The organism is Mucilaginibacter celer (assembly GCF_003576455.2).
In the GTDB taxonomy this organism is placed as follows: domain Bacteria; phylum Bacteroidota; class Bacteroidia; order Sphingobacteriales; family Sphingobacteriaceae; genus Mucilaginibacter; species Mucilaginibacter celer.
On sequence record NZ_CP032869.1, the window covers coordinates 2,949,051 to 2,963,697 of the forward strand.

Below are 14,647 nucleotides of genomic sequence, written 5' to 3' on the forward strand. Positions count from 1 at the left end.
TTGTTTGCCGTTATCTCACTTCGGGATTGGTTTTGCGGGTTTCGGTATCAAACTGGCGTACAATAAGCCTGTTGTCGCTGTTTTTGGTAAAATAGTTAATGGCCCAGCTAAAAAAGATAATACCCTTGTTTGTAAATCCAGCTAACGACATGATGTGCACCAGGCCCCAAACCAGCCACGCAAAAAAGCCCTGGAAATGAAGTTTTCCTAAATCGGCAACCGCTTTATTACGCCCGATGGTTGCAAGTGAACCTTTATCTTTGTATTTAAATGGCACCAGCGGCTTACGTTCAAACATGCGGTAAACATTTTCGCCCAGGTTTTGCCCTTGCTGAATAGCTACCGGTGCTACACCGGGATGCCCGTTGGGGAATTCATCAGTAATCATCGCAGCTACATCGCCTATGGCGTAGATATTTTCATAACCTTTTACTTTGTTATATTCATCAACCAGGATCCGGTTACCACGGGCTATGTTTTCGGCAGGGATGCCTTCCGGGATTTCTCCTTTTACTCCGGCAGCCCAAAGCACATTGCGGGTAAGTATGGTGGTGCCATTATCTATTTTAAGCAGATAACCGTTATAACTCTCCACATGCACGCTGTTGTAAATGGTTACATCCATATCCTGCAAAAACTGTTTGGCTTTTGCACTGGCTTTTGGCGAAAAGGCTGCAAGTAACTCGGCCTTACCTTCTACCAGGTATACCTTCATGCTGTGTTTGCGCAGACCATGATAATCCTTCATCAAAATAAGTTCCCGCATCTCGGCCAGCGCGCCCGATAGTTCAACGCCTGTAGGGCCACCTCCTACTACCACAAAGGTCATTAACGCGGCTTTCTCTTCAGGATCTTTTGATACCAGCGACATTTCCAGGTTTTGCAGAATCAGGCTCCGGAGGTTTAATGCTTCGGGGATATTTTTCATCGGCATGGCAAAATGTTCAATTTCCTTATTGCCGAAGAAATTGGTGTTGGAGCCGGTGGCTATCGCGAGGTAATCATAATAAATTGTGCCTATATCGGTATCCAGCGTATTGCTTTCCGGGTTGATCTTCTTTACATCGGCAAGTGCAAACCTGAAATTCTTTTGCCTGGTGAAAATCCTCCGCAACGGAAAGCCAATCGAATCGGCGGCGATGGCACCGCCGGCCACCTGGTAAAGCAGTGGTTGAAAAGTGTGATAATTATGCTTATCAATCATCAGCACATCAACAGGTGCGTTTTTTAATTTTTTAGCTAACTGAATGCCCCCAAATCCTCCGCCAATAATTGCTACGCGCGGCCTGGTATTCTTTTTTTGCTCCATAGATAGGTATAAGCAAGGATGATGCCTTAATTTTTCCAATAATACTAAATCTTTCATTATCAAATTGTAAAGTCGGCACCAAACAACGCCTGCTCATTTTTGTATCATTTTTTTAACAAACACACTATAATTTTTTAATTTTAGATGCTTTTCTACTAAAAAAAGCAGAGATTTACTAAAAATATAGCTATATTAACAACAGTGATGGGTAAAATTGATACAGATCATATCAAAATGGGTAAATTAACATCCAATAACAGCCTTTATATAATCAAAATTGGAGGAAACGTTATTGATAACTCCGAAAATCTGTATCATTTTTTAAAAGACTTTGAAGCACTTAAAGGCTATAAAATACTGGTACACGGCGGTGGAAAAGTAGCTACGCAAATGGCCGAAGATTTGGGCGTCGAATCAAAAATGGTTGATGGTCGCCGCATTACCGATATCGAAACCCTGCGTGTGGTTACCATGGTTTATGGCGGGCTCATTAATAAAAACATTGTAGCGCAGTTACAGCGTTTTGGCAATAATGCCATAGGCTTAACGGGTGCCGATGGTAATTTTATAAAAGCGGTAAAACGACCTGTAAAAACAATCGATTATGGTTTTGTAGGTGATATTGTACCTGATTCCATCAACCCGCAAAACATAAGCAAGCTGATGGAAGCCGGTTTTACACCTGTTTTTTGCGCCATAACACACGATGGTGAAGGGCAGCTATTAAACACCAACGCAGATACTATTGCATCAGCATTGGCGGTATCGTTATCGGGATTGTACGACACCACCCTGATATATTGTTTCGAGAAAAAAGGCGTGTTAAAAGACATTAACGATGAGGAATCGCTGATTGGCGAAATAGATCCGCAGCGTTACGAGGAATTAAAAACAGAAAAGATAATACACAGCGGCATGCTGCCCAAGCTTGACAATGCCTTTACCGCTATTGCCTGCGGCGTAAAAGCGGTAATTATAGGCAAATCGGACGATTTGGGGCAGCTAAAGGATAACAAACCATTTGGAACACGTTTAACAAAAAACGCATGAACTCACAACAGCACATTTCAATATTAGGCTCTGGTAACATAGGCCTCTCATTAGCCAAAGGTTTAGTTAAGGCAGGAATTTGCAAACCCCAGCAAATCTCCCTTACCCGCCGTAATGTTGCCGCCCTTAGCCAATATGCCGAGCAAGGGTATCATGTATCTGATAATAACCTGCGTGCCGTACGCAAAGCCGATATCGTTGTACTGGCCGTACTACCCCAGCAATTAAACAAACTCCTTGATGAAATAAAGCCACAACTAAAACCGGATAAGCAACTGCTAATTTCGGTGATATCAGGAGTTAGCTGTGCCGATATCCGCCAGCACCTCGATTTAAACGTGCAGATTATCAGGGCTATGCCAAATACGGCCATTGCCATCGGGCATTCAATGACCTGTATCGCTACAGATAACGGCACCAACAAAAACATCAACATGACCAAATCATTGTTTGATACCGTTGGCGTTACCATCCAGATTAACGAAGAACTCATGACATCGGCCACTGCCCTGTGCGCCTGTGGCATAGCTTTCTTTTTAAGATCTATCCGCGCGGCATCGCAAGGTGGTACTGAGATTGGCTTCCACGCGCATGATGCATTGAAAATGGCTGCACAAACTGCCAAAGGTGCTGCAGACCTCTTGTTGCAACTCGCATCGCACCCTGAGCAGGAAATTGATAAAGTAACATCACCAAGTGGCTGTACCATTGCGGGCTTAAACGAGATGGAGCACCATGGTTTCAGTTCGGCCATGATCAAGGGTATCCGTTTATCAGCAGAGAAAGCAGGCGACTTGTACAAAAAGGATTGATATATTAGCTTAAAGCAGAAGGCCAAAAGCGGAAAGCCTGACAATTCAAACAAAATCGATAACAGCAAAATCATTATATTCGACCGTTTTGATACCAAAGGAATCAAAATGAGATACTTTTAAACAACAGTAAAACGACAAGTTATTAGCAATCAGCACCATAATTACGGTGGCATAATAATAGCATTTTGCATGTTGAACTTTCAATTATAAAATGTTAACAGTAGAAAAAATTGGCGGTACATCCATGACCGCTTTGGGCGATGTGATCAAAAACATCATCCAGTTTGAACGCAGCGGCGATGAGCTTTACAACCGCATATTTGTAGTATCAGCCTTTTCGGGAGTAACCAACCTCCTGCTCGAAAATAAGAAAACCGGCGCACCCGGTGTTTACCACAAGCTGGCCACTTATAAAGATTTCCATCCCCTGCTTAAGCAGCTTATTGTTAAGTTAAAGCAACTCAATAAAAACTACGAAAGCCTTGGCCTTAACCTAATCGAAGCCGATAAGTTTATCGAAACCCGCATTAAAGACGCGCAAACTTATCTCGAAAACCTGGCCAACATCCTGGCATCAGGCTATGTAGGTAAAGAAGGTATTTTACAGGCCGCCCGCGAGATCCTGGCATCTATTGGTGAAAGCCACTCGGCTTTTAATTTTACCAATATTCTGCAAAACATGGGTATCAATGCCACGTTCATCGACCTGAGCGGCTTTCACGATCACCGCGCCCTAACTATCGATCAGCGGATCAGGAAGGATCTTGCCCATATCGATTTTTCAAAAACCATTACCATCGTTACCGGCTACGCCAAAGGTACCGAAGGTATTATGCGCGAGTTTGACCGTGGTTATTCTGAAGTTACCTTTAGCAAAATAGCTGTAGCTGTAAAACCTCAGGAAGCCATCATCCACAAAGAATACCACTTGTGTACTGCCGATCCGCAGTTGGTTGGCGTTGAAAATTGTTTCCCGGTAGGTAATACCAATTATGATGTTGCCGATCAGCTGGCTGATGTGGGTATGGAGGCTATTCACCCTAAAGCCTCAAAACCGCTTGAGATAAATGATATCGACCTGAGGATCAAAAACACCTTCCAGCCAGAACACCCCGGCACGCTCATTACCCGCGAATATATATGCGATACTAAACGCGTTGAAGTAATAACCGGTACCGACAAAGTGGTTATGATTGATATCTACGATCCATCAATGGTAGGCAACGTGGGTACCGATTTCCATATTATGCAGCTGTTTTACAAGTACGGCGTGAGCTACAGCTTTAAGGCTACCAGCGCAAACAGTATCTCGATTGTTATTTGGGAGAAAGACTATAACAAAAAACTGATTGCCGAGCTGGAAGATAATTACGAAAAGGTTGCTGTTGAAAAAATGGCTATGGTTTGCCTCATCGGTTCAAATATGGATCAGCCGGGCTTATTGGCCAAATCAGCGACTGCCCTGGCCCAAAATGGTATTAATATCCGGAGCTGCGGTTTCGCCCTGAGGATGGTAAACATCCAGTTTTTAGTGGCCCGCGAAGATTTTAACGAAGCTATCCGCGCGTTGAACAAAGCGATGTGTTAGGTTGAGGTGAAAGGTGAAAGCTTAAAGGTAAAAGGTTAGTTGCAGCAAGTAACTAACCTTTTATTTTTTAAATTAGCGCTGTTATCCTAAACTATCCTAATGTCTGATACCATTACATACCAATATAACCAGCTATCATCATTAAGCAAAGTTGACAACAACGATCAGTTGTTTTTGGCCAACTACAGCGAGGTGCAGAAAAAAGATGCATCCTGCTTTTTTTGGGGCAGGCTTACTGATCCTTATGTAGTTTCGCGCTGCCTGCTTACGCTTTCAAACGTTGTAAAATCAAGTTTCAGTTTATCACCATTTGATTTTATGATGATGAAAGACCCGATTGTAACCGCAGGTAACGAAAAGATCAGGTTTGAAGGCTTTTCGCATTGTGCAGGCGTTTATGCCCGCGTTGATGTGTTAGGTGATGGGCACGATGGCGAGTTTTTGGAAAACGGCACCACTAACGTCGATTTTAATCAGCCCATGTTATCGGCTTTGAGCAGCGTTCGCCGAAATGAGGAAGTGTTGCTGTCTATAGGCAAAAAAGAAGTCGCATTACACCGCGATGAAGGCAAAATAGTGGAGCGTAAGGTACCTTTGCCAACTAAATGGATAAAGGGCTTAACCAGCGTACAGGTGTTCCTTTCCGAATCGGAACATACCTACAAATTTAACCGCCTGCAGGCCATCCAGCTATTTAAAACCATCCCGACAGGAAAACCCAAAACAGATTATTATTTACTGTTGCGGGGCGGAAAACCGATGTTTTCGCCGGTACAAGCCGCAAATGCCATAACAGTTGGCGGGGTTCACCGCCTTAAATTAATTGAACCATTATTGCTTATAGCCGATCAACTGCAGGTTTTTGCTCATAAAGATCAGCAATCAACCACCTGGCAGGTTTATATCGGCGCGGTACGGTTTAGTCTTTCCATATCGAGGGATGCCTGGCGGGGATTTTCCGGCGAAGGCGCAGCGCTCGAATCGCTGATAGAAGATGTGCCCGAAAACTGGGTAGAACTGATGGATAGTTACAGCTATGCTAACCAGGAATTTAATCCTACCCTGCTTGCTGTAAACGAAGGGATAGATCTAAAAAAAGTGGAGAATTTAACCGGAAGGCTCTCGGCTATAGGTTTGCTGGGGTTTGATTTGGATGATAACAATTTCTTTTACCGTCGTTTGCCTTTTAAAACCAGCCGCATCCTCACATTAAACCCACGCTTGAAGGATGCCGAAAAGCTGCTTGCTGAAGGAAAAGTACGGATCAAGTCAAATACCGGTAGCCGGGTAGAGGCCGAAGTTGAGGGAAGCGGTGTACACCACATGGTTTTATTGGAGAATGATCAGGATCGTTGTACCTGCATGTGGTTCAGCAAAAACCAGGGCGAGCGTGGTGTTTGCAAACATATTTTGGCGGTGAAAAAATTATTGGCCCGATAAGCTTTTATTGATATGAGCACTTTTATTGAGCAATACCAGGTACTTTTAAAAAAAGAGCGTCGTAAAGATTTGCTTCCGCTGCTGCAAACCCTGGATGTAGCCGGTAAAAAAGTTTTTTTGCCCGAGCTTAAAAAACTGGATACGGAGCACTTTAAGTTTGGGATAATAGAAAAATCATTATCTGGCGGGGAACGGTATGGCTATAAATCTACCGATTTACAGCGCGAAATATTGGGTATTACCTTTTTTGTGGTTTATAACCGCAAAGAATTTGAAAAAGCCAACCCGGTTGATGTTATAAACAAAAAGGTACTGGATACCATACTGCCCTGGTATTGCCCCACCTGGTTTAGCGATTATATGAACCGCTTTGCCGATACAGAGTTTATCCCCTATTTTATTGATTATAGCTGGTACATGGAATTGGTTGAGGGCGGCTATGTAAGCGAATCGGCGCAGCTTATTGCCCGGATTTTGCCTCGTGCTATTTTTAAGCCCCTTGCGCGCGGAAAAAGTTACGAGCCGCAACAGCTTCTTGAACGGCCTGTTACCCTGCAAAAACATTTCTGGTACCTGTTTGAATATAGCAACGAAATTCATTGGGCCGACGAAAACGAACAATTCTGGATAAAAGCTATTCTTGATTTTATAGGACGCGGACTTTTACCTCGTGCGGATGTGTTAAACGCTACCACGGCAGCCATTAACCGTAATTTTAACCAGAGCCTGTGTGGTTGGTTTGTTGAACTTTTCATTCGGATTGAGCCTTCTAAAACAGAATTGCTTGATTTGCAACAGGTATTGCTGAATACATTTAACTCGCCACATTCCAAACCTGTAAACACGGCACTGAAATATTTTAAAGATATAGCAGGTGATGAAGGTTTTGACGAAACCGGCTTTTTTGAACATTGTCCGCTGGTGCTCTCGTCCGAATCAAAAACAACCGTAACCAATGCCTTAATGATTTTGGAAAAACTGGCCAAAAAACATCCGGGTAAGCGGGAAGAAATTTGCATACTGGCCAGCCAGGCACTCCTTCACCAGGATGATAAACTGCAGGTGCGTACCGCCAAACTCATTTCAAAATACGCCGATAGTGCTTCGTTAGACGTTTGGGAAGCGGTTTCGGCTTACCAGCAAGGTCTGCTTTTCGAGGCTAAAAATATCCTCGAACCTTTTTTAATGCCGGAGGAACCTACAGATGATTCGGAAGATTTTGTTGGTGTGCACGAACAACAGGATAGGCAGCCCATAGCTTTCCCTCAAAACTTTGATGAATTTGTATACCTGGCCAGCCAGGCTTTTGACCAGAACGAGGCTTATCATTTTGATCTGCTGCCGGCTGCCATCCTGAAGTTTCAGGACCAGATGACGGAGCAGAATATCAGGAAACTACTGCCTGCATTTCAGCGCGCATTTAAAACCATCAGCGGCGATTGGGTAAGCACCAGGGGTTACCTGGATAGCATGCTGGCCAAATTTATGCTCAGCTATGGTTTATTACTGATGGATTTTTACCCGGCTGCGGCACAATCGCTTAAAGAGCTTCACCAGGAGCATCGCAAAAAGATGGTCGAAAAAAAACAGGATCTCAAATGGTTTGACAGCGGCATCAAGGCATGGGAGGTATTCACACATTCAAAAGGGTACAAACCTCATAAGCATATTTTACTGAACGCATTTTGGGCGCTTGAACATAAACTTTGGGTTCCGCTACTCTCCACTCCTACTCATGAACCCAGCCTTGTGTCGATTGAAGAACTGATCAGGAGGATAAGCGTATACCAGGGCAAAAATACCCGGCCAGGCCTCATGGATTACCAGGTGGCGGTAATGCGTTCCTTTATCGATAATAAAGAAGAAGCGCTTTCATTGGCTAACGGGCTTTTAAATGGCGAGTCGCGCGATTTAATCGGTTTTATTTTAGGAGAAGATCATCAACCCAATCCGCAGCATCAACTCAAGCCGGTTTGGCTTGCTGCGGTTTTAACACACAGGCGCAGTTTGATACAACAATGGGCGGCGTACAGCAAATGGAATGAGGAATATTTACTGGCCGGTTTCACCTGGTCGTCACTTGTAGAACATTACCAGGAAAAAAAGTATAACTACCAAAAGCAGAAATATGAAATGGTACCCGCTACCCGAAACGCGGTGATTGTATCCATCAACAAAACAGATACAAGTCCGGTTGCTTCGGGCATCAAAAGTTTGTGGAACAAACTCACGGGCCACAAAACCCTTGTAGCGTATGAGGAAGGTTATTTTGATTTTGCAGAGTTGAAATATAAATACATTACCGCCGAGCAAAATGACATTAAGCGCCTCATTTATTTAAGCCCCAACTGGCCCGAGCATTGGTTGTGCTATGTTAACAAAGAATCTTTCCGCTACTTTGATCTGCAAGGCGAAACCGACAAAAAGCTTGTTATTTCGGCACAGGAAACCTTAATGACTCTTAAGTATACCTACGGCGCTGCGAGTCATCTTTTTATTGGCACCTGCATGTTGCTTAATGATAAAACAGTACGTTCATACGCTGCCGAATTATGGATAAAAGGCGTTAAAGATCAAACTATAAACAGCAAACAACTGGGCGAAATTATAGGTAAGCACGAATATAACGGGCTTGCGCCTTTAAAACGGTTTACAGACTTGATCCTTTCGGGCATGCTGCATATTTCACCGGCTCATGATCGCGAACTTGAACAATTGCTGGCAGCCTGTATCAGCAACATGAATAAAAAACCTTTAAACAACACCAAAAAGCTTCTTGATATTTACCTTGAAGTATTGGCGGCCAATAAGCAGTCGGTTACGGATGAAAAGGTATTAGGCATGTTAAACGAGTGGGAACAAACAGGCAGTAGTTTAACAACTGTTACCGGGCGCATTAAACAGGGGTTTTCGGGCAGTAAACAATAAAATACAATAGCATTTGTAGTGCGATCAATTGTAACATTCCTACAGCAAAACTTTTAAAACCCGCCGTTATTAAGCATATTTAGGTTTTACATGTGCCTGCTATGCTTAAACATTTACTGTTTTTAATTGCTTTGTTTTTTGTTTCGCTTGATCTATCTGCCCAAAAAGCAGCAAAAAAACCTTTGGATCATTCTGTTTTTGACGGATGGCAAAGCGTTGCCGGGCAGCGGATCAGCAATGATGGTAAGTGGGTGGCTTATGTTATAAAACCGCAGCAGGGCGATGCAGAACTGGTTATTAAAGACGCAAAAAACAGTTCTACACTCAAAATCGCACGTGCTGATACCGTAAAAATAACCGGCGATTCGAAATTTGCCGTATGCCTTATCCGCCCATTTTATAAAGACACCCGGCAGGCAAAAATCAAAAAGAAAAAGCAAGCCGACTTTCCTAAGGATACCCTTGGCATTATTCAATTGGGTTCAAATTCGGTTAGCAAGTTTCCGGCTATCCGCTCATTCAAAATAGCCGAAAATGCGCCGGTATTAGCTTACCTGGCAACCGCCGATACTATAAAGAAACCGGCCGCAGGTGATACCTCCCAAAAAGCCGTCGCTGCTACCATTGCGCCATCCACTCCTGCGGGGGCTGACCTTACCATCAAAAAACTAACAGCTAAAACCGAACGGATTTTTAAACAGGTTACCGAATACCAGATCAGCAAAAACGGCAAATGGGTAGCCTTTGCAGTTAGCTCGTTGCCAAAGCAAAAGGATGTTATCGCCGGATTATATCTATTTGATACGGAAAGCAATACGGCAAAAAAGCTAAGCACAGGCAAAGGCAATTATCACAACATAACATTTGATGAGGCCGCGAGGCAATTAGCATTCTCGGCCGAAAAGAACCCCGAAAAAGCATTAGTTAAACCTTTTAAACTGTACTATTACAATACAACCAAAGATACTGCCGAGGTGATCGCGGCCGAAGGTTCGGCAGGAGTACCAGATAAATGGGCGGTTAGTGGTGACGGTAAAATTAGCTTCAGTAAAAGCGGCGGCAATCTTTTTTTTGGCACCGCCCCTATCCCCAAACCAGCCGATACCACACTGGTTGATTTTGAGGTGGCTAAACTGGATATCTGGAATTATAAAGATGATTACCTGCAGCCCCAGCAACTCAAAAACCTGCAATCCGAATTAAAACGGAGCTATCTTGCTGTAATAAAACCCAATGACCTCTCCCCTAAAACGGTGCAGCTGGGCAGCAAGGCCATCCCCGAAATATTAACCGCCGAGAATAAAGATGCCCGCTATGTATTAGGTGTTACTGACACCGGGGCCCGCGTATCCGCCCAGTGGGAAGGCGGCACCAAACAGCAGGCTATTTTAATTGATACCAAAAGTGGTAATCACCGGCTGGTTAATGGCGCTGCTTTCGCCCGTTATTACATTTCGCCGCATGGCAATTATGTTTTGTGGTTTGATGCAAAGCAGCAAAGCTGGTTTTGCTATACCATTGCTACCGGGCAGAACGTAAATTTAAGTAAATCCGCAGGTACTGCTATGGGAGATGAGCTTAATGATGTTCCGGGTTATCCCTCGGCCTATGGTTTGGCCGGTTGGACGGAGGGGGATAAAAGAGTGTTTATTTATGACAGGTATGATATCTGGAGCATTGACCCGGCTACAGGCGACGCGTTTAACTTTACCAATGGTATCGGTCGTAAAAACAAGCTCATCATCCGGTACGATCAAACCGATCCGGAACAAAAATTTATCCCCCTAAACGAGCCAATGTGGCTGTTAACCCAAAACGAAGAGACTAAACAATGGGGCTATTATAAAAAAATGCCCGCCGGCCAAAATCCGCCCGAAAAGGTGGTAATGGCTCCCTTGAGTTATGATAATCTTTTAAAGGCAAAAAAAGCAGATACCTATATCTATACCAAGGCCAGCTATCAGTTATCGCCCGATCTGTATGCTTCGTCCGATTTAAAAAAGGAGATCAAACTGAGCGATATCAACCCGCAACAAGATGAATATAACTGGGGCACCGCCGGGCTTGTAAAATGGACTACCCCAAAAGGCTATAAATCAACCGGAATATTATACAAACCCGAGGACTTTGATCCCACTAAAAAATACCCAATGGTGGTTTATTTTTATGAGAAACTATCCGACGGGCTTTACAATTACATTGCGCCGGCTCCTACTCCATCCCGTCTTCCTATTTCGTTTTTTGTAAGTAATGGCTACCTGGTATTTGCACCCGATATCAGTTATCAAAACGGTCACCCGGGTGCTTCGGCGGTTGAGTTTATCAATTCGGGGGTCGAGGAGTTGAAGAAAAACAGTTGGGTTGATGCCGCACATATTGGCATACAAGGTCAAAGCTGGGGAGGTTACCAGGTGGCTTATCTCATCACCCAAACTAATATGTATGCTGCGGCCTGGGCTGGCGCACCGGTAGTGAATATGACATCGGCCTATGGCGGTATACGCTGGGAATCTGGTCTGAACAGGCAATTTCAGTACGAAAAATCGCAAAGCCGCATCGGTGCCACCCTTTGGGAAAAACCAGAGCTTTATCTCGAAAATTCGCCGCTGTTTCAGTTACCCAAAGTAAAAACTCCGGTGATGATCATGAGCAACGATGCCGATGGTGCCGTGCCCTGGTATCAAGGTATTGAAATGTTTACCGCACTGCGCCGCTTAGGCAAACCGGTATGGCTGCTGCAATATAATGGCGAGGCGCATAACCTTGTGCTACGCCAAAACCGCAAGGATATCACCATCCGCGAACAGCAGTTTTTTGATCATTTTTTAAAAGGAGCGCCGATGCCGGTTTGGATGGATAAGGGTGTTCCGGCTGTTGATAAGGGGAAGGATTGGGGTTTGGAGATGAGTCAGTAGTTCTAAGTCCGAAGTCTTAAGTCTTGAGTCGAAATTGATGATGTCTGCTTTGTTAACTTGAAACTCCCCACTTAAGACTTAGAACTTTCGACTTAAGGCTCCCCTAATACGGATCAACATCCGGCTGCACAATACTTCCGGTGCTTAGTTTTGTGGTTTGAAATTGCGTGATCACATCCCTCAAAACAGATTTGGCTTTCACTATCGAGATGCCATCCTTTTCAAACTTGAGCATAATGCTCTGGATGTAATAATTACGGATGCGGCTCACCAACGGCGGCTCCGGACCGATCACCCGTTCACCAAAATGCTCGCGCAGCCGTGTGGCGAGATATATGGCCTGGTTGGCCAGCACATCGGGATTTTTATGTTTGATATCGAGGTTGATAATGCGGTAAAACGGTGGGTATTTAAAACTGCGTCGCTCTTCCATCTCGGTAAAATACAAATCGGCGTAATTATTATCTATCACCTGCTTCAGCACCCTATGGTAAATATCATAGGTTTGCACAACCACTTTACCCTGCTTACCGCGCCGGCCTGCACGGCCACTAACCTGGGCCAGTAACTGGTAACCACGTTCGTTTGCCCGGTAATCCGGAAACTTGAGCAGGCTATCGGCGTTGATGATCCCTATCAATGTAACGTCGGAAAAATCCAGGCCCTTGGCTACCATCTGAGTACCGACGAGGATATCGATCTTTTTCTCTTCGAGATTATTGAGGATAGTTTGCAATGAATTTCGCGACCGCGTAGTATCCAGATCCATCCGCGCAATGCGGGCCTCGGGTAGTAAAACGCTCAGCTCATCTTCAATTTTTTCGGTGCCGAAGCCTTTGTATTCGAGGTGAGTCGAGCCGCAGGCCGGGCAAATATTGGGCGTGTCTTCCTTGTAGCCACAATAATGGCAATGCAGTTTACCGCTGCTTTTATGGTAGGTAAGGCTTACATCGCAATTGATACATTTGGGCGTGTAAGCGCAGATCTTACACATTAAAATAGGCGCATAACCCCGGCGATTTTGAAATAATATCACCTGCTCCTTATTTTCCAGCGCCTGTTTTATACCATCCATCAGCACACTTGTAAAGTGCGACTGGATAGTTTTTTGTTTGGTTTCCGCGGCTATACTCACCACGTCAACTACAGGCAGCTCAACGCCGCCGAATCTTTCGGTCAGCTCAACAAAACCATATTTATGGGTGCGGGCATTATAATAACTCTCAAACGATGGGGTTGCCGAACCCAACAGTACTTTACTGTTGTGGCGGTTTGCTAAAAATATGGCGGCATCGCGGGCATTGTAACGGGGGGCAGGATCATATTGCTTGTATGATGTTTCGTGCTCTTCATCAACAATAATCAAACCCAAATCATTAAAAGGCAAAAATACCGACGACCGCGCGCCGAGCACTATTTTATATTCGCCGCTCAGCACCTTTTGCCAAACCTCCACCCTTTCGTTATCATTAAAACGCGAGTGATAAACACCAATATCAGCGCCGAAATACATTCGCAAACGCTCGATAATATGCGTGGTAAGTGCAATTTCGGGCAGCAGGTAAAGTACCTGCCTGCCGTTGCGCACCATCTCTTCAATCAACCGGATATAGATCTGCGTTTTACCTGATGAGGTAACACCATGCAACAGGGTAACATCTTTTTCCTTAAACCGGGTGCGGATACTTTGCAGTACTTCGGTTTGTTGCTCGCTTAATTCGAAAGTATTGCCGGCCTCATCATCCTCTTCAAAATGTAAACGGCTAACATTCCTGTCTTCGGCAAAAAGAATATCTTTTTCAATCAGTGATTTGATACTCGATTCGCCTGCACCACTCTCCTCAATCAGTTCGTTTTTGGTGATATTTTTTTGATGACGCGAAAGTTTGATATAGGCCAGCAAAGCATCAGCCTGCTTAGGTGCCCGTTTTTCCAATATCGGAAACAATTCGCGAAGATTCTCGGGATTATTGTAAACCGGGTTAAGGATAATGAATGTCCGTCGCCGTGGTTTATAACGGTCGCTTACTTCTTCCGAGATATTGATGATGTTTTTTTCAAACATTTGCTTCAATATCGGCATCACTGTTTTTTGCCCAAGCAGTTTGGCAATATCACTAACCGTAAGTTCGGGTTGTATTTCGAGGGCCTCAACAATTAAAAACTCCTTATCGTGTAAGTTAGCCTTATCAATTTCGTATTCGGGGTTAAGTACAATTTTAGTTTCGCTGGCCAGTTTTAAGGCTGCAGGCAATGCCGCGTTCATTACTTCGCCTGTGTTGCACATATAGTAATCGGCCAGCCATTCCCAAAACTCCAGTTGCCGGGGGGTTACTACCGGGCGGTCGTCAAGAATCTCGATGATATATTTAGCTTCATATTTTTCGGGAGCCAGTTCGCTAAGGCTTTTAACTATGGCTGTATAGAGTTTGCTTTTGCCAAATTGCACTACTACCCTTTTACCAATGGCAATGGCATCATTTTGCTCGTAAGGTACCCGGTAAGTATAATTTTTTGAAATAGCCAGCGGTAAAATCACTTCGGCAAAAAGTGTTTTACGATCGGTATGTTCAATATCGGCAGCAAATTCAAGCATGTAATA

Annotated in this window: 8 protein-coding genes; 6 read left to right on the plus strand and 2 right to left on the minus strand. The window is 44.2% G+C overall.

The window, feature by feature from the left end:
- Positions 1-10: 10 nt before the first annotated feature.
- Positions 11-1,366 (minus strand): NAD(P)/FAD-dependent oxidoreductase, encoded by a 1,356-nt coding sequence (locus HYN43_RS11615; RefSeq protein WP_245447257.1) that lies wholly within the window; start codon positions 1,364-1,366, stop codon positions 11-13.
- 147 nt (positions 1,367-1,513) lie between these two features.
- Here HYN43_RS11615 and argB point away from each other — a divergent pair, with 147 nt between their 5' ends.
- From argB to HYN43_RS11645, 6 genes are all read left to right on the plus strand, one after another.
- Positions 1,514-2,359, plus strand: coding sequence for an acetylglutamate kinase (argB, locus tag HYN43_RS11620; protein WP_245447258.1), 846 nt, complete (start codon positions 1,514-1,516; stop codon positions 2,357-2,359).
- Entirely contained in the window at positions 2,356-3,171 is an 816-nt protein-coding gene (gene proC, locus HYN43_RS11625) for a pyrroline-5-carboxylate reductase (protein ID WP_119409507.1), read from the plus strand. Before argB ends, proC begins: the two co-directional genes overlap by 4 nt.
- 214 nt (positions 3,172-3,385) lie before the next feature.
- The gene (locus tag HYN43_RS11630) at positions 3,386-4,762 is read left to right on the plus strand and encodes an aspartate kinase (RefSeq protein ID WP_119409508.1); all 1,377 of its coding nucleotides are present in this window, start codon (positions 3,386-3,388) and stop codon (positions 4,760-4,762) included.
- Between the two features lie 99 nt (positions 4,763-4,861).
- Complete coding sequence (locus HYN43_RS11635) at positions 4,862-6,202, plus strand: SWIM zinc finger family protein (RefSeq protein ID WP_119409509.1); 1,341 nt, start codon at positions 4,862-4,864, stop codon at positions 6,200-6,202.
- A gap of 12 nt (positions 6,203-6,214) precedes the next feature.
- Positions 6,215-9,130 (plus strand): DUF6493 family protein, encoded by a 2,916-nt coding sequence (locus HYN43_RS11640; protein ID WP_119409510.1) that lies wholly within the window; start codon positions 6,215-6,217, stop codon positions 9,128-9,130.
- Between the two features lie 101 nt (positions 9,131-9,231).
- Positions 9,232-12,045, plus strand: coding sequence for an alpha/beta hydrolase family protein (locus HYN43_RS11645; protein ID WP_119409511.1), 2,814 nt, complete (start codon positions 9,232-9,234; stop codon positions 12,043-12,045).
- Positions 12,046-12,148: 103 nt separating this feature from the next.
- Here the strand turns inward: HYN43_RS11645 and priA are convergent, their stop codons facing one another.
- Positions 12,149-14,641, minus strand: coding sequence for a replication restart helicase PriA (gene priA / locus HYN43_RS11650; RefSeq protein ID WP_119409512.1), 2,493 nt, complete (start codon positions 14,639-14,641; stop codon positions 12,149-12,151).
- Positions 14,642-14,647 lie beyond the last annotated feature (6 nt).

Bases quoted from the DNA above. Each gene is read 5' to 3' on its own strand.
- HYN43_RS11615 (WP_245447257.1), bottom strand. From the start codon at position 1,366: ATGAAAGATTTAGTATTATTGGAAAAATTAAGGCATCATCCTTGCTTA.
- argB (WP_245447258.1), top strand. From the start codon at position 1,514: ATGGGTAAAATTGATACAGATCATATCAAAATGGGTAAATTAACATCC.
- proC (WP_119409507.1), top strand. From the start codon at position 2,356: ATGAACTCACAACAGCACATTTCAATATTAGGCTCTGGTAACATAGGC.
- HYN43_RS11630 (WP_119409508.1), top strand. From the start codon at position 3,386: ATGTTAACAGTAGAAAAAATTGGCGGTACATCCATGACCGCTTTGGGC.
- HYN43_RS11635 (WP_119409509.1), top strand. From the start codon at position 4,862: ATGTCTGATACCATTACATACCAATATAACCAGCTATCATCATTAAGC.
- HYN43_RS11640 (WP_119409510.1), top strand. From the start codon at position 6,215: ATGAGCACTTTTATTGAGCAATACCAGGTACTTTTAAAAAAAGAGCGT.
- HYN43_RS11645 (WP_119409511.1), top strand. From the start codon at position 9,232: ATGCTTAAACATTTACTGTTTTTAATTGCTTTGTTTTTTGTTTCGCTT.
- priA (WP_119409512.1), bottom strand. From the start codon at position 14,641: ATGCTTGAATTTGCTGCCGATATTGAACATACCGATCGTAAAACACTT.